This window comes from Serratia sp. NFX21, from assembly GCF_048517035.1.
GTDB classification, from domain to species: domain Bacteria; phylum Pseudomonadota; class Gammaproteobacteria; order Enterobacterales; family Enterobacteriaceae; genus Serratia; species Serratia quinivorans.
In genome coordinates, this window is record NZ_CP183196.1 from 26,023 (window position 1) to 52,320 (window position 26,298).

Genomic DNA, 26,298 nt, shown 5'->3' on the forward strand with positions numbered 1-26,298 from the left:
AGTCTCAGCGATCGGACACAACCACAGTAATGTGGCTGGTGCGCTTCAGGATGCGATCTGCACGACCTTTTGCACGCGGCATAATGCGCTTCATGCTTGGGCCTTCGTCTACGAAGATTTTCGTGACTTTCAGATCATCGATGTCAGCGCCATCGTTGTGTTCTGCGTTAGCAATGGCAGACTCCAGCACTTTCTTAACCAGACCAGCAGCTTTCTTGTTGGTGTAGGCCAGAGTTTCCAGAGCTTGCGACACTTTCTTACCGCGGATCAGGTCTGCAACAAGGCGGACCTTCTGTGCAGAAGAACGAGCGTGGCGATGTTTAGCGATAGTTTCCATCTCTTCCTCCTACCTTAGCGCTTTTTAGCTTTTTTATCAGCCGCATGGCCGCGATAAGTGCGAGTCGGCGCGAATTCACCCAGTTTGTGACCGACCATTTCATCGGAAACGAACACTGGTACGTGCTGACGACCATTATGGACAGCGATGGTCAAACCGATCATGTTAGGAAAGATCGTTGAACGACGGGACCAAGTGCGCAAAGGCTTCTTGTCACCGCTTTCCACCGCTTTCTCTACCTTCTTCAGCAAGTGCAGGTCAATAAAAGGACCTTTCTTGAGAGAACGTGGCATGGCTTATCCTCTAATTATTTTTTGCTACGGCGACGTACGATGAACTTATCAGTACGCTTGTTGCTGCGGGTTTTCTTACCTTTGGTCTGAACGCCCCATGGTGTTACTGGGTGTTTACCAAAGTTTTTACCCTCACCACCACCGTGCGGGTGATCTACCGGGTTCATCGCCGTACCGCGAACGGTAGGACGAATACCACGCCAACGTGCAGCACCTGCTTTACCCAGAACGCGAAGCATATGTTCAGCGTTACCGACTTCACCCAGGGTGGCGCGGCAATCAACTGGAACTTTACGCATTTCGCCTGAGCGCAGACGCAGAGTTACGTAGGAACCATCACGTGCAACGATCTGAACGTAGGCACCAGCAGAGCGAGCGATTTGACCGCCTTTACCTGGTTTCATTTCTACGTTATGAACCGTTGAACCCACTGGGATGTTGCGCATTGGCAGGGCGTTACCTACCTTGATTGCAGCATCAACGCCAGATTGGATCTGGTCACCAGCTTTCAGACCTTTCGGCGCCAGGATATAACGGCGTTCGCCGTCTTTGTACAGAACCAGCGCGATGTTCGCGGAACGGTTCGGATCGTACTCCAGACGCTCAACCACTGCAGCCACACCGTCTTTGTTGCGTTTGAAGTCAACCAGACGATAATGTTGCTTGTGGCCACCACCGATATGACGGGTGGTGATACGGCCATTGTTGTTACGGCCACCGCTTTTGCTCAGTTTCTCAAGCAGCGGGGCATGAGGTTTACCCTTGTGCAGCTCAGGGTTAACCACTTTAACAACGTGGCGACGACCCGGAGATGTAGGTTTACATTTAACAATTGCCATTGTTCTTACTCCTCCGACTTACTCTGCGCCGCCGATGAAGTCCAGATTCTGGCCTTCTTTCAGGGTGACGTAAGCTTTTTTCCAGTCGCTACGACGACCAACACGCTGACCGTGACGCTTCACTTTCCCTTTAACTACCAGGGTGTTAACGTCTTCGACTTCGACTTCAAACAGTTTCTGCACTGCAGCTTTAATTTCTGCTTTGGTCGCGTCTTTGGCAACTTTGAGAACGATGGTGTTAGTTTTTTCCATCGCAGCGGATGCTTTTTCAGATACGTGCGGTGCACGCAGCACTTTCAGCAGACGTTCTTCACGGATCATGCCAGCATCTCCTCAACTTGCTTCACAGCATCAGCAGTCATAACCACTTTGTCGAAGGCGATCAGGCTAACCGGGTCGATACCTGCTACATCGCGCACGTCAACCTTGTACAGGTTGCGAGCAGCCAGGAACAGATTCTCATCCAGTTCGCCGGTTACGATCAGCACATCTTCCAGAGCCATATCTTTCAGTTTCTGTGCCAGCAGCTTAGTTTTAGGCGCTTCTACAGAGAACTTCTCGACAATGATCAGACGATCTTGACGTACCAGTTCGGACAGGATGCTTTTCAGCGCGCCGCGGTACATCTTTTTGTTTACTTTCTGACTGTGGTCCTGAGGCTTCGCAGCAAAGGTCACGCCACCTGAACGCCAGATCGGGCTCTTTACAGAACCTGAACGCGCACGGCCGGTACCTTTCTGGCGCCACGGTTTTTTACCGGAACCAGTTACTTCAGCACGGGTCTTCTGAGCACGAGTACCTTGACGGGCACCTGCTGCATAAGCAACAACAACCTGGTGTACCAGCGCTTCGTTAAAGTCACGACCGAAGGTAGTTTCGGAAACAGTCAGCGCGCTTTGCGCGTCTTTCAATACTAATTCCATTGCTATCCCCTTACGCCTTCACAGCTGGTTTAACGATCAGGTTGCCACCGGTTGCGCCCGGTACAGCACCCTTAACCAGCAGCAGGTTGCGCTCAGCGTCAACACGTACTACGTCCAGGCTTTGAACGGTTACACGCTCGTCACCCAGGTGGCCAGCCATTTTCTTGCCTTTGAACACTTTGCCCGGAGTCTGGTTCTGACCGATAGAACCCGGAACGCGGTGAGACAAGGAGTTACCGTGGGTAGCGTCTTGGGTACGGAAGTTCCAGCGCTTTACAGTGCCAGCAAAACCTTTACCTTTAGAAGTACCGGTAACATCGACTTTTTTAACTTCAGCGAAGATTTCTACGCTGATGTTTTGACCTGCAGTAAATTCTTCACCTTCAGCAGTGCGGAATTCCCACAGACCACGGCCAGCTTCAACGCCAGCTTTAGCGAAATGGCCCGCTTCCGGCTTGGTTACGCGGTTAGCTTTTTTGCTACCGGTAGTAACCTGCACAGCACGGTACCCGTCGTTAGCCAGGTCTTTGACCTGAGTCACGCGGTTCGCTTCAATTTCAATCACGGTTACTGGGATAGAAACGCCATCTTCAGTGAAGATACGAGTCATGCCCAATTTCTTACCGACTAAACCAATCATTGTTTCAACCTCTCAATCGCTCAATGACCTGATTAACCCAGGCTGATCTGCACGTCTACACCAGCAGCCAGATCCAGACGCATCAGAGCATCAACGGTTTTCTCGGTTGGCTCAACGATGTCAACCAGACGCTTGTGAGTGCGAATTTCGTACTGATCACGCGCGTCTTTGTTAACGTGCGGAGAGATCAGAACGGTAAAGCGCTCTTTGCGAGTTGGCAGCGGGATCGGACCACGGACTTGCGCACCAGTGCGCTTAGCAGTCTCGACGATTTCCGCGGTTGATTGATCGATAAGACGATGATCAAACGCTTTCAGGCGGATACGGATTCTTTGGTTCTGCATGAGACCAGAGCTCCAATTATTTATAAACGTAAATAATTACTCCTCACACCCATTTCGATTGATGGGGGAGTGTAATCGTCAACATATAACCCCCATATCGGGAGTATTGTTCGAAGGGCAAAACGAACTTGCCTATCGACTGATTCGCTAAAATCAGGCTTACCAAGATTAGGTAAGCCCGCGCATTATACGCAAAACAGAGCGAGAAGCAAGGCGCAGATGGAAATATGCTCAGGATATCGACATTTAATACAGTTTTAGCTCTTGGATGACGATTCGGTAAGCTGGGAGCATTGGCTTGCGAGGAAATCAGTGGGGCGTTGAGGCTGCTCCCCTGCCCTGCCGGAGATAAAACATGCCGGCAGGGAAGCATTGTTGTTAAGTCGGAGAAACAGCTTTTACATTGCTAAAGTTGGGCTTGTGCGTAGTTCTGAATACCCAGGCGGTCGATCAAATCAAGTTCTGTTTCCAGCCAGTCGATATGCTCTTCCTCATCTGCCAGGATCTCTATCATCAAATCACGGCTGACGTAGTCATGGATGGAATCGGCGTAAGCTATAGCTTCACGCAGCCCCTTGGCACCGTCCAACTCCAGAGTCAGATCTGAACGCAACATTTCTTCAATATCTTCGCCAATATTCAACTTGCCGAGGTCCTGCAAGTTCGGGATACCTTCCAAAAACAAAATACGTTCGATGTAACGATCGGCATGCTTCATTTCGTCGATCGACTCGTGGTATTCCTTATCATTGAGGCGAGTTAAACCCCAGTTCTTGAACATTCGGGCATGCAGGAAATATTGATTGATGGCAACCAGCTCGTTGCCGAGCAGTTTGTTGAGGTGAGCAATGATCTTTTTATCGCCTTTCATAGGTAACTCCTCCTGGCCAGTTCTAAAAGTGTAGAAGCTGAAAGCCAAGAGTCAAAAAATAACCTTACCTTTAGTTAGGCAACTTCGTGCATATGGATAATGGTTCCGCTTTCCTCCACCATAATCTGTCTCGCCTGGCGAATGCACTTTCCACAATCGGTACCAATAGGTACAAGTTCACGCAGTTGTTTCATGGTATGCGGATTGTGCTGACGCACGGCCTTGCGGATCGCTTTGTCAGTCACGGCATTACACAGACATACATACATAGGGGGACTCACTTCTTAACCAATGCTGTAAGTCTAAATAGGAATGCTTTTTATTTCAATTAAGATTTGGAAAAATTGCATAAAAAAAGGGCACCGAAGTGCCCTCTTTTTGTGTCGAAAAATTATTCGCGATTAAGCGATAACTTTAGCAACAACACCAGCGCCTACAGTACGGCCGCCTTCACGGATTGCGAAACGCAGACCGTCGTCCATCGCGATTGGGTGAATCAGGGTAACAACCATGTTCACGTTATCGCCAGGCATTACCATCTCAACGCCTTCTGGCAGTTCGATGGTACCGGTCACGTCAGTTGTACGGAAGTAGAACTGTGGACGGTAGCCTTTGAAGAATGGAGTATGACGACCACCTTCTTCTTTGCTCAGGATGTAAACTTCTGAGTCGAATTTGGTGTGTGGCTTGATAGAACCTGGTTTAGCCAGTACCTGACCACGTTCGATGTCTTCACGCTTGATACCACGCAGCAGAACACCAACGTTCTCACCAGCACGGCCTTCGTCCAGCAGTTTGCGGAACATTTCAACGCCAGTACAGGTAGACTTAACGGTGTCTTTGATACCAACGATTTCAACTTCTTCGCCAACTTTAACGATACCGCGCTCAACACGACCGGTAACAACAGTACCACGACCGGAGATGGAGAATACGTCTTCGATTGGCAGCAGGAACGGCTTGTCGATAGCACGCTCTGGTTCTGGGATGTAAGAATCCAGGTAGCCAGCCAGTTCGATGATTTTAGCTTCCCACTCAGCTTCGCCTTCCAGTGCTTTCAGCGCTGAACCACGAACAACCGGCAGGTCATCACCAGGGAAGTCATAAGCAGACAGAAGTTCACGAACTTCCATTTCTACCAGTTCCAGCAGCTCTTCATCATCAACCATGTCGCATTTGTTCATGAATACGATGATGAAAGGAACGCCAACCTGACGACCCAGCAGGATGTGCTCACGGGTCTGAGGCATAGGGCCATCAGTCGCAGCAACAACCAGGATAGCGCCGTCCATCTGAGCAGCACCGGTGATCATGTTTTTAACGTAGTCGGCGTGCCCTGGGCAGTCAACGTGCGCGTAGTGACGGCTTGGGGTGTCATATTCAACGTGAGAAGTGTTGATGGTGATACCACGAGCTTTTTCTTCTGGCGCGTTATCGATCTGGTCGAAAGCACGTGCAGAACCGCCGTAGGTTTTAGCCAGAACGGTGGTGATTGCTGCAGTCAGGGTAGTTTTACCGTGGTCAACGTGGCCGATAGTACCAACGTTAACGTGCGGTTTGGAACGTTCAAATTTTTCTTTAGACACGGCTATATTCCTTACTCTTATGCTCTCCCCTCATGGAGAGAGCACTGATCAATGTGTTAAACCCGAAAGCTTATTTACCACGGGCTTCAATAACGGCCTGAGCGACGTTGTTCGGCGCATCATCGTACTTCAGGAACTCCATGGAGTAAGAAGCACGGCCTTTGGTCAGAGAACGCAGTTGAGTTGCGTAGCCGAACATCTCGGACAACGGAACTTCAGCGTGAATCTGAACGCCAGTAGCGTTGGATTCCTGACCTTTCAGTTGACCACGACGACGGCTAAGGTCACCGATGACGTCACCAGTGTTCTCTTCCGGCGTTTCAACTTCAACCTTCATGATTGGCTCAAGCAAAACAGGTTTCGCTTTCTTAAAGCCATCTTTAAAGGCGATAGAAGCGGCCAGTTTAAACGCCAATTCGGAGGAGTCAACATCGTGGTAAGAACCGAAATGCAGACGCACACCGAGATCAACTACCGGGTAACCGGCCAGCGGACCAGACTTAAGCTGCTCCTGGAGGCCTTTATCAATGGCACCGATGTATTCCGTTGGGATTACACCACCTTTAATGTCATTGATGAACTCGTAGCCTTTCGGATTTGAGCCCGGCTCCAGTGGGTACATGTCGATCACAACGTGACCATACTGACCACGACCACCAGACTGCTTGGCGTGTTTACCTTCGATATCGGTAACTTTCGAACGAATCGCTTCACGGTAAGCAACCTGAGGTTTGCCCACGTTTGCTTCAACGTTGAATTCACGACGCATACGGTCAACCAGGATGTCCAGGTGAAGTTCACCCATACCTGCGATGATAGTCTGACCTGATTCTTCGTCAGTCCATACGCGGAATGATGGATCTTCCTTCGCCAGACGGCCCAGAGCCAGACCCATTTTTTCCTGGTCAGCTTTGGTTTTTGGTTCAACTGCAACGGAGATTACCGGCTCAGGGAACTCCATGCGCTCCAGAATGATCACGTTGTTCGGATCACACAGAGTGTCACCGGTAGTCACGTCTTTCAGACCGATAGCTGCAGCGATGTCGCCTGCGCGAACTTCTTTGATCTCTTCACGCTTGTTAGCATGCATCTGAACGATACGGCCCAGACGTTCACGCTGAGATTTCACTGGGTTAAATACAGTGTCACCTGAGTTAACAAGACCGGAGTAAACACGGAAGAACGTCAGGTTACCCACGAATGGGTCAGTAGCGATTTTGAACGCCAGAGCAGAGAACGGCTCAGCATCGTCAGAACGACGAACTGCTGGAGTGTCTTTACCGTCATCCAAAATGCCGTTGATTGCTGCAACGTCAGTTGGTGCCGGCAGATACTCAACAACAGCATCCAGCATTGCCTGTACGCCTTTGTTTTTAAACGCAGAACCACAGGTAACCAGGATGATTTCGTTGTTCAGAACGCGCTTACGCAGAGAAGTTTTGATCTCTTCTTCAGTCAGCTCTTCGCCACCAAAGAATTTCTCCATCAGCTCATCAGAACCTTCAGCAGCGGACTCTACCAGCTTCTGACGCCATTCTTCAGCCAGTTCTTGCATATCAGCCGGGATCTCTTCGTATTCGAAGGTCACGCCCTGATCGGCTTCGTTCCAGTTGATGGCTTTCATTTTCACCAGGTCAACAACACCGGTGAATTTCTCTTCTGCGCCGATAGCCAGCTGCAGAGGGACCGGAGTTGCGCCCAGACGTTTTTCAATCTGATCAACAACTTTCAGGAAGTTAGCACCCATGCGGTCCATTTTGTTAACGAACGCGATGCGTGGAACTTTATATTTGTTAGCCTGACGCCATACGGTTTCAGACTGTGGCTGAACGCCACCAACTGCACAGTAAACCATTACCGCGCCATCAAGAACACGCATGGAACGTTCTACTTCGATGGTGAAGTCAACGTGTCCTGGGGTGTCGATGATGTTGATGTGGTGTGCGTCGAACTGCTTAGCCATACCAGACCAGAAACAGGTAGTCGCAGCGGACGTGATGGTAATACCACGTTCCTGCTCCTGCTCCATCCAGTCCATGGTAGCTGCGCCGTCGTGCACTTCACCGATTTTGTGGTTTACACCGGTGTAGAACAAAACACGTTCGGTAGTGGTCGTTTTACCGGCGTCGATGTGAGCGCTGATACCGATGTTACGATAGCGCTCAATGGGTGTTTTACGAGCCATTTGATTCCTCTATTGCCTTAGGCGTTCAAGTTCAGTTAACCCAAGCGGGTTGGCTTCTTGAAGCGCCCGCTTGGTTAGCATAACTACTGCGTGGCAATTACCAGCGGTAGTGGGCGAACGCCTTGTTGGCTTCTGCCATACGGTGAACGTCTTCACGTTTCTTAACAGCAGAACCTTTGTTCTCAACTGCATCAGAAAGTTCGTTCGCCAAGCGCAGAGCCATGGATTTATCACCGCGTTTACGAGCAGCATCAACGATCCAGCGCATTGCCAGAGCATTACGACGGACCGGGCGGACTTCAACTGGTACCTGATAAGTAGAACCACCAACGCGGCGCGACTTAACTTCTACAGTCGGGCGAACGTTGTCGAGAGCTACTTCAAAAGCTTCCAGGTGATCTTTACCAGAACGCTGAGCCAGGGTTTCCAGCGCGGTATAGACGATTGCTTCTGCAGTAGATTTTTTACCATCTACCATCAGGATGTTTACAAATTTGGCCAACAGTTCGGATCCGAACTTAGGATCTGGAAGGATTTTACGTTGGCCGATTACGCGACGACGTGGCATGGAAATACTCCGTTGTTAATTCAGGATTGTCCAAAACTCTACGAGTTTATTTTGACATTAAAGTGAAAATGTTTGGCCTTACTTAACGGAGAACCATTAAGCCTTTGGCTTCTTCACGCCGTACTTGGAACGAGCTTGCTTACGGTCTTTAACACCGGAGCAGTCAAGTGCACCACGGACGGTGTGGTAACGCACACCTGGCAAGTCTTTTACACGACCGCCACGGATCAGGATCACGGAGTGTTCCTGCAGGTTATGACCTTCACCGCCGATGTAGGAGGTAACTTCAAAACCGTTAGTCAAACGCACACGGCATACTTTACGCAGTGCGGAGTTTGGTTTCTTAGGAGTGGTGGTATATACGCGAGTACATACGCCACGTTTCTGCGGGCAAGCTTCCAGCGCTGGAACGTTGCTTTTAGCAGCCTTCACAGAGCGTGGTTTGCGTACCAGCTGATTAATTGTTGCCATTAAAAAGCTCCTGGTTTTTGCTTCGTTTGTTGCTTCGTAAACATGTGATAAATCCCCCCGTATGCACTACAGGCAAAGTACGGGACGCAGAATTTTATGGCTGAGCAGTAGAGGTGTCAAGAAATATACAACATTACTCTCATCACCAGGACATTTGACTGCGATGCTTTTCGGTTAATTCAACGAAGTGATTATAGCCGATGACAGTGATTTTGTGTGAAAAATGACCAGTCAAGCCTCTGGCTTCCAGGTCATCTTGCAGTGCATAAAGGGATATGGGGGCATTAAGCAGCAATTCAAGATGCGCACTACCGGCCAGGCCGGCCAGCACACCATCCTGTAGCAGCAGCAGGTCGTCGCCCGCTGCCGTCAGGCGCAGCAGCGCAGGCAAATCGCATTGAGTGGGGGAACGGCTAAGGGTATACAGCATCAGGTTTCCTAAAAAGTCATCACCGCATCATAGCCGGCCAATAGTTGGCCCAGCGCGTCCGGTGCCAATACCTCGGCGTCCAGCACCCAGTCAGTCACCTGACTCAGACCGCGTTCCTGCAAGGATGCCTGGCACAGATAGCAGCGTTCAACGTCATACAATGGCAGTACACCAAAGGTGGCGATGTAATTGCGAGCCAGAATTTTTTCCGGTTGCTGCCCCGGCAATAGCTGCAATACGCCATCACCGATAAAAAACACGCCCAGATCTTCGCTCAGCGCCGAGGTGGCCAGTAACGCATCCAGCCCTTCCCTGCCGCCGGCGTTGCCGTGAGGGCCCTGGGTAAAAACAAAAGCAACTCGTTTCATAAATTCTCTCAGAACTGCACCAGGCGGTCACTGCTCAGCGCAGCCTCGGCCAGTGAGCCCAACCCGCTGAGGATAAAACCCGGTTGGAGGTTTGCCGCGGGCAACCCCTGTTGTGCCGCCTCCTGCTCATCGGTCACCCCACGTCGCAACGCAGCGGCAACGCAGACATTGAGCTCGATGCCATGCTGCTGCGCCAATTGTACCCAGCCACGGACCAAATCAAACTCATCACCGGCTGGTGCCGTCAGCTGGTTGGCGTTCAACACCCCTTCACGGTAAAAAAACACGCTGGAGAGGCGGTGCCCTTTCGCCAGCAAAGCCTGAGCAAACTGATAGGCGCTACTGGCCTGCTGGGTGCCATACGCCGGACCGGTGACCACAAGGCAGTAATCCAGCATCAGCGTTCAGTTCCCAACAGATCGCCGCTTTTGAACTGGCGGATATACAGATAGACGGTGTGCTTGGAGATATTCAGACGATCCGCCACCTGATTAATCGCATCCTTGATATCAAAAATGCCCTTCTCATAGAGGTTCAGCACCACCTGACGATTTTTGGCATTGTTGGAAACGTTACGATCGGCATTAACTTCTTCGATGGTGAACTCCAGCGTTTGTGCCACCAGATCGTCAACGGAGGACGCAAAGTTGACCGAAGGGGCCACTTCCTGGGTTTCCGGCGGCATAAATGTCTGCATCACCTGCGAGAAAGGCACGTCGAGGTTCATGTTGATACACAGCAGGCCGATCACTCGCTGCTCGCGATTGCGGATGGCGATAGTCACCGACTTCATCAGCACACCGCTCTTGGCGCGAGTAAAATAGGCCTGCGATACGCTACTGTCATTGCCGGCCATATCGTGCAACATGCGCAGCGCCAGATCGGTAATCGGCGAACCGATTTGCCGCCCGGTATGCTCACCGTTGGCAATACGTACCGCCGAGCATTTCAAATCTTCCAGTGCGTGCAGCACGATCTCACAGTGCCCGCCGATCAACATCGCCAGGCCATCAACTACCGCTTCGTAAGACTTCAAAATTTCATGATCCGTTTGGGTAAACGGACGTTCGTTCAGCAAATCAAGTTCGCTGGCTTCGCTGGATAAAAGCGAATTAGACATCGAAAATACCACCCTCAAAGATCGCCTGTGCCAGGGGGCGCAGCTAAAACTGCTCGTGCGGGTTCCCTTCCACAGGCGGCACACCCTTGTGAATACGCAGGGTGGCTGGCTGATATCAGTCTGAAACAGCACGATGTGCGTCCGCCGGCCTTGACGACCAGGAACAGTTTTAGGTACACGCCCTAAGGGGCAGGCGCATGACTTATAAGTCCGGATAATTAGTCTAGCAAAACAGCCAGAGTAAAGTCCTTGCGTTTGCGCGTGGTATTGACGTTAAGCCCGATGCCCGGCAGGCGTCAAGCGATCAGTGGGGGAGGAGGTGAAAGTTACGCCTGATTTGGCAGGTTGAAATGAACACCGCCGCGAAGAATGTTCGCGGCGGTGTGGGGCTCAGGCAGACTTACTGCGCTTTGGCATCGGCCGCTGCGTCAGCCGGTTTCTCAGCCTTGGCGTCCGCTTTCGGCGCGGCTTTCACATCCAGCAGCTCAACGTCGAACACCAGAGTGGAGTTAGCCGGAATACCCGGGACGCCAGTTTTACCGTAGGCCAGCGCCGGTGGGATAACCAGCTTGATTTTGCCGCCTTTCTTGATGTGTTTCAGGCCTTCAGTCCAGCCTGGGATCACACCGTCCAGACGGAATGACAGTGGCTCACCACGGGTGTAGGAGTTGTCAAACTCGGTACCGTCGGTCAGGGTGCCCTTGTAGTTCACCACAACGGTATCGCTGTCTTTAGGCGCCGCGCCGGTACCTGGCTTCTCTACCTGATACAGCAGGCCAGACTCGGTTTTCTTCACGCCTTTTTCTTTAGCGAAGGTATCACGGTACTTGGTGCCTTTCGCTTCGTTATCTTTCGCATCCTGCTCCATCTTCGCCTGAGCGGAAGCCTTCACGCGTGCTTCAAAGCTTTGCAGGGTTTTTTCGATATCTGCATCGTTCAGCTTGCTCTTGTTGGCAAAAGCGTCCTGAACGCCTGAGATCAACTGGTCTTTATCCAGTTTGATGCCCAGTTTTTCTTGCTCTTTCAGCGAGTTGTCCATGTAACGGCCCAGGGATGCACCCAGTGCGTAAGCCGCTTGCTCGTCATCGTTCTTGAACTTGCCAGTGCTTGGTGCCGCGTCGGCAGCTTTAGCCGCTTCTGCTGGTTTAGCTGCATCAGCAGCCATAACCTGGGTCGCATTCAAAGCAAAAGCCATGGTGGTTGCCAGAAGCGTGACTTTAAACAAAGATTTCATCCATTTCTCCAGTGTCTGAAGCGATGCCCCAAACAATCATTAAGTAAGATAACCGGGCTACTATAGCTGTCCGAAACAAAACAAAACAGTCACACAGGTAACCAATCGAGTCAAAGTGTGACTCCAGCTTTAAACAGAAGTTTCGTTTAATGTGCTACCCGTATGATAAATCAGATTTTTCCATCATCCGACGCCCAACGGTAACAAATCCGCCCATGGTAAGCGCTCTATTTTTCAGCACTTTACACAGTGCTATGACGCGTGCGGTTATCGCCCCCATGAAACGGGGTGAAATAGCGCAGCGCAAAGCCGGCGGCAGCTGTTAACATAGCGTCAGATTCAGGATTAAACCGCGTCAGAGGTAGCACCATGCACAACGCCGATAACCACAGCCTGTTACTGCGGCTGGAAGAGCTGGAGAGCCGCCAGGCCTTCCAGGAAGTCACCATCGAAGAGCTCAATCAGATCGTGGTGCAGCACCAGTTTGAAATGCTGAAATTACAAGAGCACCTGCGCGTGCTGACCGATAAACTGCGTTCGAGCCAGACGTCGATGATAGCTTCGCAGTCGGAAGAGACTCCGCCGCCACATTATTGATAAACAATAAAAAAGGGCAGCCCCAGGGCCGCCCTTTTTTTTGCCGTTACAGCATTGCGATTAGTGGCAACCGCAACCGCCGTTACCGCAACCGCCTTTCTTGGCCGGAGCCTGGTCATGTGCATGGTCATGATCGTGGTCATGGCCATGACCGCCGCAGCAGCCTTCACCGTGTTCATGGTCGTGATGATGATCGTGCTCGCCATGTACGTGGCCGTGCGCCAGTTCTTCAGCGGTAGCTTCGCGGATCGCGACAACTTCCACGTTGAAGTTCAGGTTCTGACCCGCCAGCATGTGGTTACCGTCAACCACTACGTGGTCGCCGTCCACTTCGGTGATTTCGACTGGCACTGGGCCCTGATCGGTATCAGCCAGGAAGCGCATACCCACTTCCAACTCGTCAACGCCCATAAAGACGTCTTTCGGCACGCGCTGCACCAGGTTTTCGTCGTAGTTGCCGTACGCATCGTTAGCGCCAACATTCACGTCAAAACGATCGCCCGCTTCGTGGCCTTCGAGTGCTTTTTCCAGACCCGCAATCAGTGAACCATGCCCATGCAGATAGTCCAGCGGCGCACTCACCGGAGACTCATCAACCAACACACCGTCTTCTGTACGTACTTGGTAAGCCAGGCTGACCACCAAGTCTTTTGCTACTTTCATGATATCTCCTACCGTTGGATACTTGGACGCAACCGTCATGGGGGCCGCGCCTTAACCGGACAGATTGTATCGGAAATCTTTCCCGCTGTACCCTTCAGCATAAAAAATCGCGCCCGATAACGCTACTCCGGATGGAAAATACCGATCACCTGCTCCTGCGGCCGGACGTGCTTTTCCACCTGTTCTTCGGTCTGTCGCTGGTGATGGCCGCACTTGACGCACTCCACCACTTCGACCTGGTCTTCACGCCAAACTGCCAGCGTATCCATAGCCTTACAGCTCGGGCAGACTGCTCCGGCGATAAATCTTTTACGTGTTGCAGACATCTCAGTGCTCCAAATTATTCGTATTCATCCCAGCCGTCGAACTGGCGACTCTCTTTTTGCATTTCTCGGTGGAAAAGTTCTTCCAACTCACGCCGCGCTTCTTTCACGCGGGAAATTTGCGCCACATCGCCGTGATGCGGCGGCATCAATTCACGCAGCATACGCATGTCCAGCCGGCGGAAGTGCTGTTGCGCACGATAGGCCTGATGCGGATGCATACCTAACTCCATCAGTGCCTTTCGCCCCAGTTCCAGCGCGCTGGAGAAGGTTTCGCGGCTGAACTGCTTGACCCCGGCCTGCAGCAATTCGTGCGCCTCAACACGACCGCGTGCTCGCGCCAAAATGCTCAGATCGGGGAAATGCTGCTGACACAGCCGCACAATTTCCATAGTGTCTTCCGGCTCATTACAGGTGATCACGATCGACCTGGCCTTCGCCGCACCGGCCGCACGCAGCAGCTCCAGCTCGGTGGCGTCGCCGTAATATACCTTGTAACCGTAGCGGCGCAGCACGCCAACGGCGCTGACATCGCGCTCCAATACGGTGATGCGCATCTTGTTGGCCATCAGCAATCGGCCGATCACCTGACCAAAACGCCCGAAGCCGACGATGATCACCTGCGGGTCATCGTCCTCCACATAGGGTGTCTCTTCGTCTTCATCCCTGGCGTTGTATCGGCGCACCAAAATACGGTCGATAATTTGCATCAACAGCGGCGTAGTCATCATCGACAAGGTCACCACCACCAGCAACAGCGCGAGTTGATCGGGCTGCAGCACCTTCTGCGTGCCCGCCGCCGAAAACAGTACGAAGGCAAACTCGCCGCCCTGGCTAAGCACGCCGGCAAACTGCAAACGCACCGAACTGCGCAGGCCAAAAATACGCGACAGCGAATACAGGACGCCCGACTTGATCGCCACCAGCAGCACCACGCCCAGCAGCACTTCGGCCAGATGGGTATAGAGTACGCCGATATTCAGCGCCATGCCCACCGAGATAAAGAACAGCCCCAGCAGCAGCCCCTTGAATGGCTCGATTGAAATCTCCAACTCATGGCGATATTCACTCTCCGCCAGCAACACGCCGGCGATAAAGGTGCCGAGCGCCATCGACAGGCCGAGCGCATCCATAAACATCGCCGCCCCCAACACCACCAGCAGAGCGGCAGCGGTGAAGATTTCGCGTACTCCGGAAGAGGCGATATAGCGGAACAGTGGCCGCAACAGGAACCGCCCGCCAATCAGCATGCCGCCGAACGCCGCCACCTTGAGTGCAATTTGTGCCCAGTCGTCACTGCTACCCCCGGCCCCGGCGAGGATCGGGATCAGCGCCAGCGCCGGGATCACCGCCATATCCTGGAACAGCAGCACCGAGAACCCCAGTTGGCCGCCCTCATTGCGGTTCATGCCCTTCTCGCGCATTAGCTGCAACGCCATGGCGGTTGACGACATCGCCAGCCCGATACCGCCTATCACGGCGGCCTGCCAGGCAAAATGGGTCAGATAAAGCAGGGCCCCCAGCACCGCGGCGGTGATCAGCACCTGTCCGGCACCGACGCCAAAGATTGAACGCCGCAACTCCCACAGCTTGCTGGGGTTCAGCTCCAGGCCGATGATAAACATCAGAAACACCACGCCCAGTTCGGAAAAGTGCAGGATCTCGTCGACGTCGCGAATGAAGCCCAGCCCCCAGGGGCCGATGGCAATGCCGGCGATCAGGTAGCCCAAGACCGCGCCAATACCCAGGCGGCGTGCAATCGGCACCGTGACCACCGCAGCGAACAGAAACAGTAAAATTGCGGTCAGTAAGGTTGAGCCTTCCATGTTTACCTCCCTCCGTGTGGCAGCGGGTTGCGCAACCAGTCGCCATACGCCGTGGCATGGCTTTCCAGCACCTCTGGCTTCTGCCGACGCGCCCAATACACCAGCATCGGCGTCAGCCAGTGCATATGGCACATGGCGGCGGTCAACTCAAACGGGCGCAAAATATCTTCTATCGGATAGCGGTTATAACCGCCGGTACGGTAGGCGCCCTCCGGTTCACCGGTGGTGATCACCGAACGCCAGTATTTTCCCGCCAGCGCATTGCCCCCCATGCCGCTGGCAAAACCACGCGACAGCACGCGATCCAGCCATTCTTTCAGCAGGGCCGGGCAACTGTAGGTATAGAGAGGATGTTGAAAAACAATGACCTGATGTTCACGCAGCAGTTGTTGTTCGTGGTGAATATCAATAAAAAAATCAGGATAGTGCGCGTATAAATCGTGCACGGTGACATGTTCCAACTGCTGTGCCGGTCGAAGCAAAACCCGATTCGCGACCGAGTCCTGGGATTCCGGATGGGCATACAGCAGCAAGACCTTCGGCGGCTGCGACATCATTCCCCTCCAAAGCGTCGTCAGGGTAGCGGTTTTCCGTTACCATGCTCCGCAAAGACTAATAATAGGACAGTCTGCGTCCTGTTAACTTAGAACTCACTCAATTTAACATACTCTGAACATACGGCACTTTATGATTGTATTTTCCTCGCTACAAATCCGACGCGGCACCCGCGTCCTGTTGGACAACGCCACGGCGACGGTTAATCCAGGTCAGAAGGTCGGCCTGGTGGGTAAAAACGGCTGCGGCAAATCCACGTTGCTGTCATTGCTGAAGGGCGAGATGGCCGCGGACGGCGGCAGCTACACCTTTCCAAGCAACTGGGCCCTGGCCTGGGTTAATCAGGAAACACCGGCGCTGGACGTGCCTGCGCTTGAGTATGTGATCGACGGCGATCGCGAATTCCGCCAGCTTGAAGCCGAATTGCAGGTGGCAAACGATAAAAACGACGGCCACGCCATCGCCACACTGCACGGCAAACTCGATGCCCTTGATGCCTGGACCATCCGTTCTCGCGCCGCCAGCCTGCTGCACGGCCTGGGCTTTTCCAACGAACAGTTGCTCAATCCGGTACGCGCCTTCTCGGGCGGCTGGCGTATGCGCCTTAACCTGGCACAAGCGTTGGTCTGTCGTTCAGACCTGCTGCTGCTCGACGAACCGACCAACCACCTGGATTTGGACGCGGTGATCTGGCTGGAACGCTGGTTGAAAAGCTACCCAGGCACGCTGGTGCTGATTTCGCACGACCGCGATTTCCTTGATCCGATCGTCGATAAGATTCTGCATATCGAACAAGAAACCATTAACGAATATACCGGTAACTACTCCTCGTTCGAACGCCAACGTTCGACCAAACTGGCACAGCAGCAGGCGCTGTACCAGAACCAACAGGAGAAAGTGGCGCATCTGCAAAGCTACATTGACCGCTTCCGCGCGCAGGCCACCAAGGCCAAGCAGGCGCAAAGCCGTATCAAAATGCTTGAACGCATGGAGCTGATTGCACCGGCCCACGTCGATAACCCGTTCAGCTTCAGTTTCCGCCAGCCGGAAAGCCTGCCGAACCCGCTGCTGCGCATGGAGAAGGTCAGCGCCGGTTATGGCGACAAGGTGATCCTGAACTCGATCAAACTGAACCTGGTACCCGGCTCACGTATCGGTCTGCTGGGCCGTAATGGCGCCGGTAAATCCACCCTGATCAAAATGCTGGCCGGTTCGCTGGAGCCGCTGAGCGGTGAGATTGGTCTGGCGAAAGGCATCAAGCTGGGTTACTTCGCCCAGCATCAGTTGGAGTTCTTGCGCGCCGACGAATCCCCGTTGCAACATCTGAGCCGCATCGCCCCGCGGGTGCTGGAACAGCAGCTGCGCGACTATTTGGGCGGTTTTGGCTTCCAGGGCGATAAGGTCACTGAGATTACCGAACGTTTCTCCGGTGGCGAAAAGGCGCGGTTGGTGTTGGCGCTGATTGTCTGGCAGCGCCCTAACCTGCTGCTGCTCGATGAACCGACCAACCACCTGGATCTGGATATGCGTCAGGCGCTGACCGAAGCGCTGATCGACTTTGAAGGCGCGTTAGTGGTGGTCTCGCACGACCGTCACCTGTTGCGCTCCACCACTGACGATCTCTATCTGGTGCACGATGGCCAGGTGGAAGTGTTCGACGGCGATTTGGACGACTATCAGCAATGGCTGGTTGACCTGCAACGTCAGGAAAACCAGCAGGACGCGCCGGACAAGGAAAACAACGCCAACAGCGCGCAAGCCCGTAAAGATCAGAAACGTCGGGAAGCCGAGTTCCGCAGCCAGACTCAGCCGCTGCGCAAGCAGATCGCCAAGCTGGAACAGCAGATGGAAAAACTGAGTGCCGAATTGGCGGCGGTGGAAGAGAAGCTGGCGGATTCCGCGTTGTACGACATCAGCCGCAAGGCCGATTTGACGCTTTGTCTGCAACAGCAAAGCCAGGCCAAGTCCGCGTTGGAAGAAACGGAAATGACCTGGCTGGATGCGCAAGAGCAGTTGGAACAGTTCACCAACGAGTTTGACCTTTAAGCCTTGTAGAAAGGCTTGTCCCCCAGAATGGTCGCGCGGTGCATAATGCGCCGCTGCGGCAGATAATCCGCGTTGGCGTAATGCTGCGTCACGCGGTTATCCCAGATGGCAATGTCATTTTCCTGCCAACGCCAACGCACCTGAAACTCCGGCTTGGTGATGTGGGCGAACAGAAAGTTCAGCAGCGCGTCGCTTTCCTTCGGTGCCAGATCAACAATCCGCGTCGTAAAACCTTCATTGACGAACAGGGCCTGCCGGCCGCTGACCGGATGCGTGCGCACTACCGGATGCAGCAACGGCGGATTTTTCTGTACCGCTACCTGCCAGCGCTGGCGCTCTTCTTCGCTGCCGCGATGCTTGTGTTCCGGGAATGACTTGGTGAAATCATGCTCCGCCTTCAGCCCGGCCAACAGTTGCCTGAACGGCTCAGACAGCGCTTCAAAGGCCGCAATACCACTGGCCCACAGCGTATCGCCGCCGGTGGAAGGCAGGGTTTTCGCCGCCAGTATCGCCCCCAGCGGCGGATTCTCGATAAAGGTCACGTCGGTATGCCAGTTATCATTGTCCGGCGGATTATTGTCATGGGTATCCAGCACGATAATCTCTTTCACATCGGCGGCTTGCGGATAGACCGGGTGAATATGCAGGTCGCCGAAGCGACCGGCCAAATTCCGCTGTTGCAACGGGGTGATCGGCTGATTACGCAGAAACAGCACCTGATGTTTCAGCAATGCATGGTAGAGCTGTTCGAATTGGCCATCACCCAGGGGGCGTGCCAGATTAACGTTTTCCACCAGCGCACCGATATAAGGCCCCAATGGGGTGATATTTAAACGTTCGTTCATTGGTTTACTCCGTGCCACGGGGTCAATCGGCGCTGCAGGGCACGCAGCCCCAGCTCCAGCCCAAATGCAATAATCGCAATCACGCCGATACCGGCCAGCACCACATCGGTAGCCAGAAACTCACCGGCGGATTGCACCATAAATCCCAGGCCGCGGGTGGCGGCGATCAGTTCTGCGGCCACCAGCGTCGACCAACCGACCCCCAGCCCAATGCGGATGCCGGTTAAAATCTCCGGCAAGGCGCTAGGCAGCACAACAAAACGCAGCAACTGCCAACGGTTGGCCCCCAGCGCACGGGCGGCCCGCACGCGAACCTGCGCCACACTGCGCACACCGGCTACGGCAGACAATGTCACCGGAGCGAAGATCGCCAGATAAATCAGCAAGATTTTCGAGGTTTCGCCAATGCCGAACCAAATCACCATCAGCGGTAAATAGGCCAGCGGCGGCACCGGGCGGTAAATTTCAATCAACGGATCGAGAATGCCGCGCACCGTATCGTTCAGCCCCATGGCGATACCCACAGGTACACCGATAATCACCGCCGCCAACAGCGCCACCAGAATGCGCCCCAGGCTGGCGGCCAAATGCTGCCATAGCGTGGCGTCCATAAAGCCTTGCGGGCTGGCGATGGTAATCAGTTGATGCAGCACCTGCTGCGGTGCCGGTAGAAATAACGGGCTGATCAGGTTCAGCGCGGTCACGCCCCACCAGATGGCCAATACCACCAGCAGGGTGGCGCTGCTCAGCCAGAGGTTACGCGGCACGCTAAAACGGCGCGTCGGGGCTGCAGCCTGCGGCTGAACAACTTCTTTGAGGGCGGAATGCAGGCTCATAGCAAGGCCTCGCGCTGTTGAAAGACTTTGCCCAGCACATATTCGCGCTGCGCGATAAATTCAGGGTCGGACTTGATCGAGCGGCACGCCTCGCCGTTGGCATAACGTTGGCCGAAGTTAAGCGCCAGGCGTTCCACCACCTGCCCCGGTCCCGGCGACAGCAACAGCAGTTCACTGGCCAGAAACACCGCTTCTTCAATATCGTGGGTGATCAGCAGCACCTGTTTGCCGGTATCCCGCCAAATGGTCAACAGCAGTTCCTGCATTTGTTCGCGGGTAAATGCATCCAGCGCGCCAAACGGCTCATCCAGCAGCAACAGGCGCGGATCGGCAGCCAGCGCACGGGCAATCCCTACCCGCTGACGCATGCCGCCGGAGAGTTGCCAGATAAAGTGCTGTTCATAGCCGGCCAATCCGACGCGTTGCAACATCTCTTGTGCCACCTGACGTCGCTGCTGTTTGCCGACGCCGGCCAGTTGCAGACCAAACTCCACGTTATCCACCACGTTGCGCCACGGCAGTAAACCTTCATGCTGGAACACCACGCCCCGTTCGGCTCCGGGGCCTTTTACGGGAACTTCGTCAAGCGTGATGCTGCCAGCTGAAGGCTCGATAAACCCGGCGATCAAATTCAGCAGCGTGGTTTTGCCGCAGCCCGAAGGGCCAAGCACCACCACCAGTTGCCCGGCGTCAATCTGGAACGAGACGTCGCGCAGCGCAGGGCGCCCCTGATACTCTGCTGAAAGGTGATTAACGTTTAACATGCTGCTCCCCTACGACTGCGGCGCAGCCTGCACCTGTTTCACAAAGCGATCGGTGACGTAGGCACTGTAATCACCGTCGACCTGCGGAATTTTGCCCTGCTGTTTAAGGAACTCGGCGGTATCACGGATAGCCTTGTCCACCGGCTGGCCAAGTTGGGTTATTTGCTCCGCCACCGGCAAATAGGTATTGCCCTTCACCAGCACCGGTATCTGTTCTTCCGGCACGCCGCTCAAACGGGACAGCGTGTTGAGATTGCCTTTATCCTTCAGCCACTGCTCCGGCTGCGCCAGGTAGGCTTTTTGGGCGTTCAACGCGCTGGCGGCAAAGGCGGTCACCACTTCCGGGTGTTTTTCGGCAAAGTCCTTGCGCACCACCCAGACGTCAAGCGTCGGCGCGCCCCATTGTCCAACCTGGGCGGAATCGGTCAGTACCTTGCCCTGCTTGGCTAATTCATTGACTACCGGCGCCCAGACGTAGGCTCCGTCGATGTCACCGCGCTGCCATGCGGCGGCAATGGCCGGCGGTTGCAGATTGAGAATTTTGACCTGCTCAGGCTTGATGCCCCAGTGTTTGAGCGAGGCCAGCAGACTGTAGTGGGTGGTTGAGATAAAGGGCACGGCGATTCGCTTGCCGATCAAATCCTGCGGGGTTTTGATCTCTTTCTTCACCACCAGGGCTTCGGAGCTGCCGAGCTGGGAGGCGATCAGGAAGACTTCGATAGGGAGTTTTTGGCTGGCGGCCACCGCCAGTGGGCTGGAACCGATATTACCGATCTGCACGTCACCGGAGGCCAACGCGCGTAGCACGCTGGAGCCGCTGTCGAATTTACGCCAGTCAACGGTGGCACCAGACTGTTTGGCGAAGCTGTTTTCCGCCTGCGCCACCTTGGCGGGTTCCGCCGAAGTCTGGTACGCCACGGTCACGTCCACCGCATAGGCGTTAGCCGCAGCAAGTGATAACACCAGCAGTGCCGCGCCGCGTAATGAAAAGTGTTTGCTCGCCATGATCGCTCCGTTGATAAAAGTCTGTTCAGTTGCTGACAGTTTTATCTGAGCGGTGACGAGCTATAAAAGAATAAAAAAAACTGCGTTATTACTTATGGGAATATAAATTAATTCAGGTCGATCCATTGCCCGCCGGCAGCACTGCTACGTTGGGCAGCATCGATAAATGCCATGCCCTGCACCCCGGTCTCAATCCCCGGTAACAGGGGGGCCGCCTGCGGCCCATTCCGCAATCGTGCCGCCGCCTCGCGGTAAATCTGACCAAATCCTTCCAGATAGCCTTCAGGATGCCCTGCCGGTACCCGTGCCAGTGAACGGTTCTCCACATACTGGAATGAAGAGGCGCGGGTTATGCAATAGGCTGGCGCATCCCGGGGCCGCATCCGCAACTGATTCGGTTGTTCCTGACAAAATTCCAGGCTGCCGTCGCTACCATAGACTCTCAACCGCAGGCCGTTCTCATGGCCACAAGCCACCTGACTGGCCCACAGTCGGCCTCTGGCACCGTTGGCGTAGCGCATCTGCACCCGCACATCGTCGTCTATCTGGCGCCCAGCAATAAACGCAGTGAGTTCGGCGCTGATCGCCTGCGGCAACAGGCCGCTGACAAAGTGCGCCAACTGCCAGGCATGGGTACCCACATCACCAATACAGCCGGCCCCGGCCTTTTCTGGCTGGGAACGCCAGCCAGCCTGCTTGTTGTCGGTCAGTTCCAGCGGCTGCGCCAGCCATTCTTGCAAATACTCCACCTCGATAAAGCGGATCGCCCCCAATTCACCGGCGAATACCCGGCTACGCGCCTCGCGCACCAACGGATAGGCACTGTAGTTATGGGTCAATATCAGTTGCTTTCCGCTACGCCGCACCGTCTCGGCCAACTGCAACGCCTCGGCATAGCTGTTGCACAGAGGCTTGTCGCAGATGACGTCGATGCCGGCGTTAAGAAACGCGGTCGCCACCGGCGCATGCAGATAATTGGGGGTGACGATAGCCACCACATCGATGCCGTTTTCGCGCGCCGCCTCTGCTTGCGCCATCTGGTTAAAATCGTGATAGCAGCGCTGTGGGTCGAGGTGTAGCCGTTCGCCGGTGCGACGACAGTTTTCCCAATCAGCAGAGAAAGCCCCGGCTACCAGCTCAAACTCATCGTCCATCCGCGCCGCCAGACGGTGCACCGCGCCGATAAAGGCCCCTTCGCCCCCGCCGACCATCCCCAAGCGTAATCTCATGGTTGCTCTCCCACACCCAACATCTGTCTGACCTGTTTGCGTTCACCGCCGACGGCGGCAAAATCATCAAACGCCCTCTCAGCGACTGGAATAATATGGCGGGCGATAAACTCAGCCCCTTCCCGCGCACCGGCCTCCGGCGATTTCAGACAGCACTCCCACTCCAGCGTGGCCCAGCCGGGAAAATCGTACTGCGCCAGCTTGCTGAAAATTGCAGGGAAGTCGATCTGCCCATCGCCGAGTGAACGAAAGCGTCCGGGTCTTTCCAGCCACGGCTGATAACCGCCATACACGCCGCTGCGAGCATTGGGCCGATATTCAGCATCCTTGACGTGAAACGCCCGAATGCGCGGGTGATAAACATCAATAAAGCCAAGATAGTCCATCTGCTGCAAATGCAGATGGCTGGGGTCATACAGGATATGGCAACGCGGGTGATTGCCAACCTGCCGTAGAAAGCGCTCAAAGGTCACACCGTCATGCAGATCCTCCCCTGGGTGCAGTTCATAGCAAAGGTCGACACCGACGTCGTCAAAAGCATCGAGGATCGGCCGCCAACGCTGTGCCAGTTGCCCGAAGGCTTCCTCCAGCAACAGCGCATTGTGCGGTGGCCAGGGGTAAAAATAGGGCCAGGCCAGCGCGCCAGAAAAAGTCACGTGTGCGGCTAATCCCAACCTCTGCGATGCCTGTGCTGCCATCAGCAATTGCTCCGTTGCCCATGCTTGCCGGGCCTGAGAATTGCCGCGCACCTGAACCGGAGCAAAGCCGTCAAAAGCCGGATCGTAAGCCGGATGCACCGCCACCAGTTGCCCCTGCAAATGGGTGGATAACTCGGAGATCGCCAAGCCGTGCCTCGCCAGCAACGCGCGCACCTCGTCACAATACTCCTGGCTGTGGGCCGCCCGCTTGAGATCAAAAATAGCAGGGGACGTGGTCGGGATCTGCAGGCTTTTAAACCCCAGCCCGGCGGCCCAAGCGGCCAACCCGTCCAGCGAATCAAACGGCGCCTGCGGGCCGATAAACTGGGCCAGAAACAGCCCCGGCCCCTGAATGGTTTTCATGCTGATGACCTCCCTAACATTACTGTTTGCCGGCTGCGCACCGCTTCGTCCGCCGCCAGTACCACCCGCAGGCTGTTCAGGGCATCCTGCCAATGCCGGTCGAGATCCAACCCGTCCTGGATCGCCTGAAGAAAATAGCGCTGCTCGCTCAGGCACAGCGCCAAATGGTCCGGTTCGTCCTGACAGTCAATCCAGCGGTCCGACTGGAGAAACTGATTAGTGCTATCCAACGCCGCGCTGTGGATACGCAACGAGTCGGTACGGGTGTGGCCGTCGACGTTATCTGAATCCGCATCCGCCTGCCGCGCGACGATCGAGACTGAGCCACGCGGTCCAATCACGTCTTTGACGAAGTAGGCGGTTTCGCTGATCATCGGCCCCCAGCCGGCTTCGTACCAGCCAACGGAGCCATCGGCAAAACGCACCTGTAACTGGCCATAGTTGTACATTTCCGGCGGCAGCTCCTCACTCAGTCGTGCTCCGATGGCGCTGACGCTGACCGGCTCCGACTGGGTCATCTGGCACATCACGTCAAGGTAATGCACGCCACAGTCGACAATCGGCGACAGCGACTGCATCAAATTGCGGTGCACATCCCACATCGCACCGTGACTCTGTTGATTGAGGTTCATGCGCATCACCAGCGGTTTGCCCAGGTCACGGGCCAATTCGACAAATTGTTGCCATGACGGATGGTGACGCAGAATATAGCCGACCACCAGTTGCCGCCCGGCGGCCCGCGCGGCGGCAATCACTCTCTCCGCACCGACAAGGGTAGTGGCGAGCGGTTTTTCAATGAACAGATGGCAACCGGCAGCCAGCGCCGCCAACGCGTAGGCTTCATGGGTATCTGGCCAGGTGGTCAGGCAAACCGCATCCGGACGCGTCACCGTCAGCGCCTGGGCGAAATCACTGAACACCGGGTAACCGCCCCCCAACCGGGTATTGAGCCGATGTCGGGAATCACCGCGCGCCACCAAGCCGCAAATCTCGACGCCGTCCATATCGTGATAGGCTTCAGCATGTGAAGCCCCCATATTGCCGCAGCCCACCACCAGCACACGCAAATCAGTCATCGCGTTTCTCCCCCTGCGGGATTTCCCGGTAATTGAAGGTGAAGAAGAACAGTGCCGCGATCGCCAGCGCACCGATGGCCGGATACCACCAGAAACTCTGCCACTGTGGCAGCGCTGCCGCCCCTTCCGCCGTCACCAAACGATTGAACAGTGCACCGCTGATTTGCGAACCGATCAACATGCCCAGACCATAGGTGAACAACACCAGCAGACTCTGGGCCTGGCCCTTGACCTTGTCACCGGCCACCTTGTCGGTGTAGATAAAACCGATCACGAAAAAGAAGTCGTAGCACATACCGTGCAGAATGATGCCGAGGTAAATCATCCAGCGCAGTTCTTCGGTAATCCCCAGCGCAAACATCACGTAGCGCAGGAACCACGCCAACATGCCAATCAACAGCATCACCTTGATGCCCAGCCGTACAAACAGAAACGGGATCAGCAGCATAAAGAACAGTTCGGACATCTGCCCCAGCGACATCACCCCGCCGACATTGCTGAAACCGGTCGCCGCGATGAAAGGCGCGGCATAGGCATAGTAGGCCGCCAGCGGGATAGAGATCAGCGTCGCGCAGATGATAAACACCAGGAAGTGCCGCTGCTTGAGCATGGCGAAAGCATCGGCACACAGCAGGTCACGCATTTTTATCGGTTTGCCGCGTTCCGGTGCCGGGGTGTGTGGCAAGGTGAAGCTGTAAATGGCCAACATCAACGAGGCCACCGCCGCCAGTGTGAAAATACCGGTACTGTCTGACAATCCGCTGGCACCGACGATCAGCCCAGCGACAATCCAGCCAAAGGTGCCGAACGCCCGCACCACAGGAAAGGCTTTTTCGCTGTTGCTCAGGCTATAAAACGCCACGTTGTTGCTGAGAGCGATAGTCGGCATATAACACAACATATAACCGAAAATGATCCACAACAGGCCGCTCTGTCCACTGCTGAAGAAGCCGGGCATCAGCCACAACAACCCGGCACCGATCAGATGCAGTACCCCCAGCACCTTCTGCGAGGCGAAGAAGCGATCGACCAGCATGCCCAGCACAAACGGTGACAGAATCGAAGCGATCGGCCCGGTCGAGTAAGCATCGCCGATGATCGCCGCCAGGCCGAACTTACCCATCACTACGCCGAGCGTGACGTACCACGCCCCCCAAACAAAGAACTGCAGAAACATCATCAGTGCCAACCGCGGCACCACCCATTTGAATGTGACGCTTTTGGTCCCCAGGACCGCGCTGTCAGTTTGCATAATTCCCCCAT

Annotated in this window: 32 protein-coding genes; 2 read left to right on the forward strand and 30 right to left on the reverse strand. The window is 54.8% G+C overall.

All coding sequences use genetic code 11. The features are described from left to right. Window positions 1-4: 4 nt before the first annotated feature. The 18 genes from rplV to fkpA form a co-directional block, all read right to left on the reverse strand. Entirely contained in the window at window positions 5-337 is a 333-nt protein-coding gene (rplV, locus tag ACNT1W_RS00195; RefSeq protein ID WP_004391423.1) for a 50S ribosomal protein L22, read from the reverse strand. A gap of 14 nt (window positions 338-351) precedes the next feature. Then, the gene (gene rpsS, locus ACNT1W_RS00200; RefSeq protein WP_004929772.1) at window positions 352-630 is read right to left on the reverse strand and encodes a 30S ribosomal protein S19; all 279 of its coding nucleotides are present in this window, start codon (window positions 628-630) and stop codon (window positions 352-354) included. Between the two features lie 14 nt (window positions 631-644). Beyond that, window positions 645-1,469, reverse strand: coding sequence for a 50S ribosomal protein L2 (gene rplB, locus ACNT1W_RS00205; protein WP_012147221.1), 825 nt, complete (start codon window positions 1,467-1,469; stop codon window positions 645-647). Between the two features lie 18 nt (window positions 1,470-1,487). Continuing rightward, entirely contained in the window at window positions 1,488-1,790 is a 303-nt protein-coding gene (gene rplW / locus ACNT1W_RS00210; protein WP_012147222.1) for a 50S ribosomal protein L23, read from the reverse strand. Beyond that, complete coding sequence (gene rplD, locus ACNT1W_RS00215; protein WP_012147223.1) at window positions 1,787-2,392, reverse strand: 50S ribosomal protein L4; 606 nt, start codon at window positions 2,390-2,392, stop codon at window positions 1,787-1,789. The genes rplW and rplD overlap by 4 nt, the downstream gene beginning before the upstream one ends. 10 nt (window positions 2,393-2,402) lie before the next feature. Next, a complete protein-coding gene (gene rplC / locus ACNT1W_RS00220) occupies window positions 2,403-3,032 on the reverse strand; it encodes a 50S ribosomal protein L3 (RefSeq protein ID WP_012147224.1) in 630 nt (209 codons plus the stop codon). A 32-nt stretch (window positions 3,033-3,064) separates the two neighbouring features. Further along, window positions 3,065-3,376 carry a 30S ribosomal protein S10 gene (gene rpsJ / locus ACNT1W_RS00225; protein WP_001181005.1) on the reverse strand — a complete coding sequence of 104 codons (312 nt, stop codon included), beginning with the start codon at window positions 3,374-3,376 and terminating at the stop codon, window positions 3,065-3,067. A 406-nt stretch (window positions 3,377-3,782) separates the two neighbouring features. Then, window positions 3,783-4,247 carry a bacterioferritin gene (gene bfr / locus ACNT1W_RS00230; RefSeq protein WP_017894250.1) on the reverse strand — a complete coding sequence of 155 codons (465 nt, stop codon included), beginning with the start codon at window positions 4,245-4,247 and terminating at the stop codon, window positions 3,783-3,785. Window positions 4,248-4,321: 74 nt separating this feature from the next. Continuing rightward, window positions 4,322-4,516: a bacterioferritin-associated ferredoxin gene (gene bfd / locus ACNT1W_RS00235; RefSeq protein WP_017894251.1), complete on the reverse strand. Its 195-nt coding sequence runs from the start codon at window positions 4,514-4,516 to the stop codon at window positions 4,322-4,324. Window positions 4,517-4,648: 132 nt separating this feature from the next. Then, window positions 4,649-5,833: an elongation factor Tu gene (gene tuf / locus ACNT1W_RS00240; protein WP_012147227.1), complete on the reverse strand. Its 1,185-nt coding sequence runs from the start codon at window positions 5,831-5,833 to the stop codon at window positions 4,649-4,651. 70 nt (window positions 5,834-5,903) lie between these two features. After that, window positions 5,904-8,018, reverse strand: a complete 2,115-nt coding sequence (gene fusA / locus ACNT1W_RS00245; protein WP_012147228.1) for an elongation factor G — start codon at window positions 8,016-8,018, stop codon at window positions 5,904-5,906. A 97-nt stretch (window positions 8,019-8,115) separates the two neighbouring features. Continuing rightward, window positions 8,116-8,586 carry a 30S ribosomal protein S7 gene (gene rpsG, locus ACNT1W_RS00250; RefSeq protein ID WP_012147229.1) on the reverse strand — a complete coding sequence of 157 codons (471 nt, stop codon included), beginning with the start codon at window positions 8,584-8,586 and terminating at the stop codon, window positions 8,116-8,118. A 96-nt stretch (window positions 8,587-8,682) separates the two neighbouring features. Beyond that, window positions 8,683-9,057, reverse strand: coding sequence for a 30S ribosomal protein S12 (rpsL, locus tag ACNT1W_RS00255; RefSeq protein WP_004930426.1), 375 nt, complete (start codon window positions 9,055-9,057; stop codon window positions 8,683-8,685). A gap of 142 nt (window positions 9,058-9,199) precedes the next feature. Further along, window positions 9,200-9,487 carry a sulfurtransferase complex subunit TusB gene (gene tusB / locus ACNT1W_RS00260; protein WP_012147230.1) on the reverse strand — a complete coding sequence of 96 codons (288 nt, stop codon included), beginning with the start codon at window positions 9,485-9,487 and terminating at the stop codon, window positions 9,200-9,202. A gap of 8 nt (window positions 9,488-9,495) precedes the next feature. Beyond that, window positions 9,496-9,855: a sulfurtransferase complex subunit TusC gene (gene tusC / locus ACNT1W_RS00265; protein WP_012147231.1), complete on the reverse strand. Its 360-nt coding sequence runs from the start codon at window positions 9,853-9,855 to the stop codon at window positions 9,496-9,498. An 8-nt stretch (window positions 9,856-9,863) separates the two neighbouring features. Next, the gene (gene tusD, locus ACNT1W_RS00270; RefSeq protein WP_017894253.1) at window positions 9,864-10,253 is read right to left on the reverse strand and encodes a sulfurtransferase complex subunit TusD; all 390 of its coding nucleotides are present in this window, start codon (window positions 10,251-10,253) and stop codon (window positions 9,864-9,866) included. Continuing rightward, window positions 10,253-10,975, reverse strand: a complete 723-nt coding sequence (locus ACNT1W_RS00275; RefSeq protein WP_012147233.1) for a helix-turn-helix transcriptional regulator — start codon at window positions 10,973-10,975, stop codon at window positions 10,253-10,255. Before ACNT1W_RS00275 ends, tusD begins: the two co-directional genes overlap by 1 nt. A gap of 400 nt (window positions 10,976-11,375) precedes the next feature. Beyond that, window positions 11,376-12,209, reverse strand: coding sequence for an FKBP-type peptidyl-prolyl cis-trans isomerase (gene fkpA, locus ACNT1W_RS00280; protein WP_012147234.1), 834 nt, complete (start codon window positions 12,207-12,209; stop codon window positions 11,376-11,378). 369 nt (window positions 12,210-12,578) lie between these two features. On the opposite strand from fkpA, the gene ACNT1W_RS00285 reads away from it, so the two are divergent. Further along, window positions 12,579-12,806, forward strand: a complete 228-nt coding sequence (locus ACNT1W_RS00285; RefSeq protein WP_012147235.1) for a SlyX family protein — start codon at window positions 12,579-12,581, stop codon at window positions 12,804-12,806. Window positions 12,807-12,866: 60 nt separating this feature from the next. Here ACNT1W_RS00285 and slyD read toward each other — a convergent pair whose 3' ends face one another. The 4 genes from slyD to kefG all read right to left on the reverse strand — a co-directional run bounded on the left by slyD (window position 12,867) and on the right by kefG (window position 16,172). Further along, on the reverse strand, window positions 12,867-13,469 hold the full coding sequence (gene slyD / locus ACNT1W_RS00290; protein WP_012147236.1) for a peptidylprolyl isomerase: 603 nt from the start codon (window positions 13,467-13,469) through the stop codon (window positions 12,867-12,869). Window positions 13,470-13,591: 122 nt separating this feature from the next. After that, window positions 13,592-13,795 carry a YheV family putative zinc ribbon protein gene (locus ACNT1W_RS00295; protein WP_012147237.1) on the reverse strand — a complete coding sequence of 68 codons (204 nt, stop codon included), beginning with the start codon at window positions 13,793-13,795 and terminating at the stop codon, window positions 13,592-13,594. Window positions 13,796-13,809: 14 nt separating this feature from the next. Further along, a complete protein-coding gene (kefB, locus tag ACNT1W_RS00300) occupies window positions 13,810-15,618 on the reverse strand; it encodes a glutathione-regulated potassium-efflux system protein KefB (RefSeq protein ID WP_012147238.1) in 1,809 nt (602 codons plus the stop codon). 2 nt (window positions 15,619-15,620) lie between these two features. After that, window positions 15,621-16,172 carry a glutathione-regulated potassium-efflux system ancillary protein KefG gene (gene kefG / locus ACNT1W_RS00305; RefSeq protein ID WP_012147239.1) on the reverse strand — a complete coding sequence of 184 codons (552 nt, stop codon included), beginning with the start codon at window positions 16,170-16,172 and terminating at the stop codon, window positions 15,621-15,623. A gap of 133 nt (window positions 16,173-16,305) precedes the next feature. Here kefG and ACNT1W_RS00310 point away from each other — a divergent pair, with 133 nt between their 5' ends. Further along, window positions 16,306-18,219, forward strand: coding sequence for an ABC transporter ATP-binding protein (locus tag ACNT1W_RS00310; protein ID WP_017894257.1), 1,914 nt, complete (start codon window positions 16,306-16,308; stop codon window positions 18,217-18,219). Here ACNT1W_RS00310 and tauD read toward each other — a convergent pair. The 8 genes from tauD to ACNT1W_RS00350 all read right to left on the reverse strand — a co-directional run bounded on the left by tauD (window position 18,216) and on the right by ACNT1W_RS00350 (window position 26,287). Further along, window positions 18,216-19,064 (reverse strand): taurine dioxygenase, encoded by an 849-nt coding sequence (gene tauD / locus ACNT1W_RS00315; protein ID WP_218218338.1) that lies wholly within the window; start codon window positions 19,062-19,064, stop codon window positions 18,216-18,218. The genes ACNT1W_RS00310 and tauD overlap by 4 nt on opposite strands. Further along, window positions 19,061-19,900: a taurine ABC transporter permease TauC gene (gene tauC, locus ACNT1W_RS00320; RefSeq protein WP_012147242.1), complete on the reverse strand. Its 840-nt coding sequence runs from the start codon at window positions 19,898-19,900 to the stop codon at window positions 19,061-19,063. The genes tauD and tauC overlap by 4 nt, the downstream gene beginning before the upstream one ends. Then, window positions 19,897-20,664, reverse strand: a complete 768-nt coding sequence (gene tauB, locus ACNT1W_RS00325) for a taurine ABC transporter ATP-binding subunit (RefSeq protein WP_017894259.1) — start codon at window positions 20,662-20,664, stop codon at window positions 19,897-19,899. The genes tauC and tauB overlap by 4 nt, the downstream gene beginning before the upstream one ends. Before the next feature lie 9 nt (window positions 20,665-20,673). Next, window positions 20,674-21,669, reverse strand: coding sequence for a taurine ABC transporter substrate-binding protein (gene tauA, locus ACNT1W_RS00330; protein WP_017894260.1), 996 nt, complete (start codon window positions 21,667-21,669; stop codon window positions 20,674-20,676). Between the two features lie 107 nt (window positions 21,670-21,776). Continuing rightward, the gene (locus ACNT1W_RS00335) at window positions 21,777-22,898 is read right to left on the reverse strand and encodes a Gfo/Idh/MocA family protein (RefSeq protein WP_419246267.1); all 1,122 of its coding nucleotides are present in this window, start codon (window positions 22,896-22,898) and stop codon (window positions 21,777-21,779) included. Next, window positions 22,895-23,959 carry a sugar phosphate isomerase/epimerase family protein gene (locus ACNT1W_RS00340; protein ID WP_261139879.1) on the reverse strand — a complete coding sequence of 355 codons (1,065 nt, stop codon included), beginning with the start codon at window positions 23,957-23,959 and terminating at the stop codon, window positions 22,895-22,897. The genes ACNT1W_RS00335 and ACNT1W_RS00340 overlap by 4 nt, the downstream gene beginning before the upstream one ends. Then, window positions 23,956-25,035: a Gfo/Idh/MocA family protein gene (locus ACNT1W_RS00345; protein WP_012147247.1), complete on the reverse strand. Its 1,080-nt coding sequence runs from the start codon at window positions 25,033-25,035 to the stop codon at window positions 23,956-23,958. Before ACNT1W_RS00345 ends, ACNT1W_RS00340 begins: the two co-directional genes overlap by 4 nt. Further along, window positions 25,028-26,287: an MFS transporter gene (locus ACNT1W_RS00350; protein ID WP_017894264.1), complete on the reverse strand. Its 1,260-nt coding sequence runs from the start codon at window positions 26,285-26,287 to the stop codon at window positions 25,028-25,030. The genes ACNT1W_RS00345 and ACNT1W_RS00350 overlap by 8 nt, the downstream gene beginning before the upstream one ends. Between the last annotated feature and the right edge of the window lie 11 nt (window positions 26,288-26,298).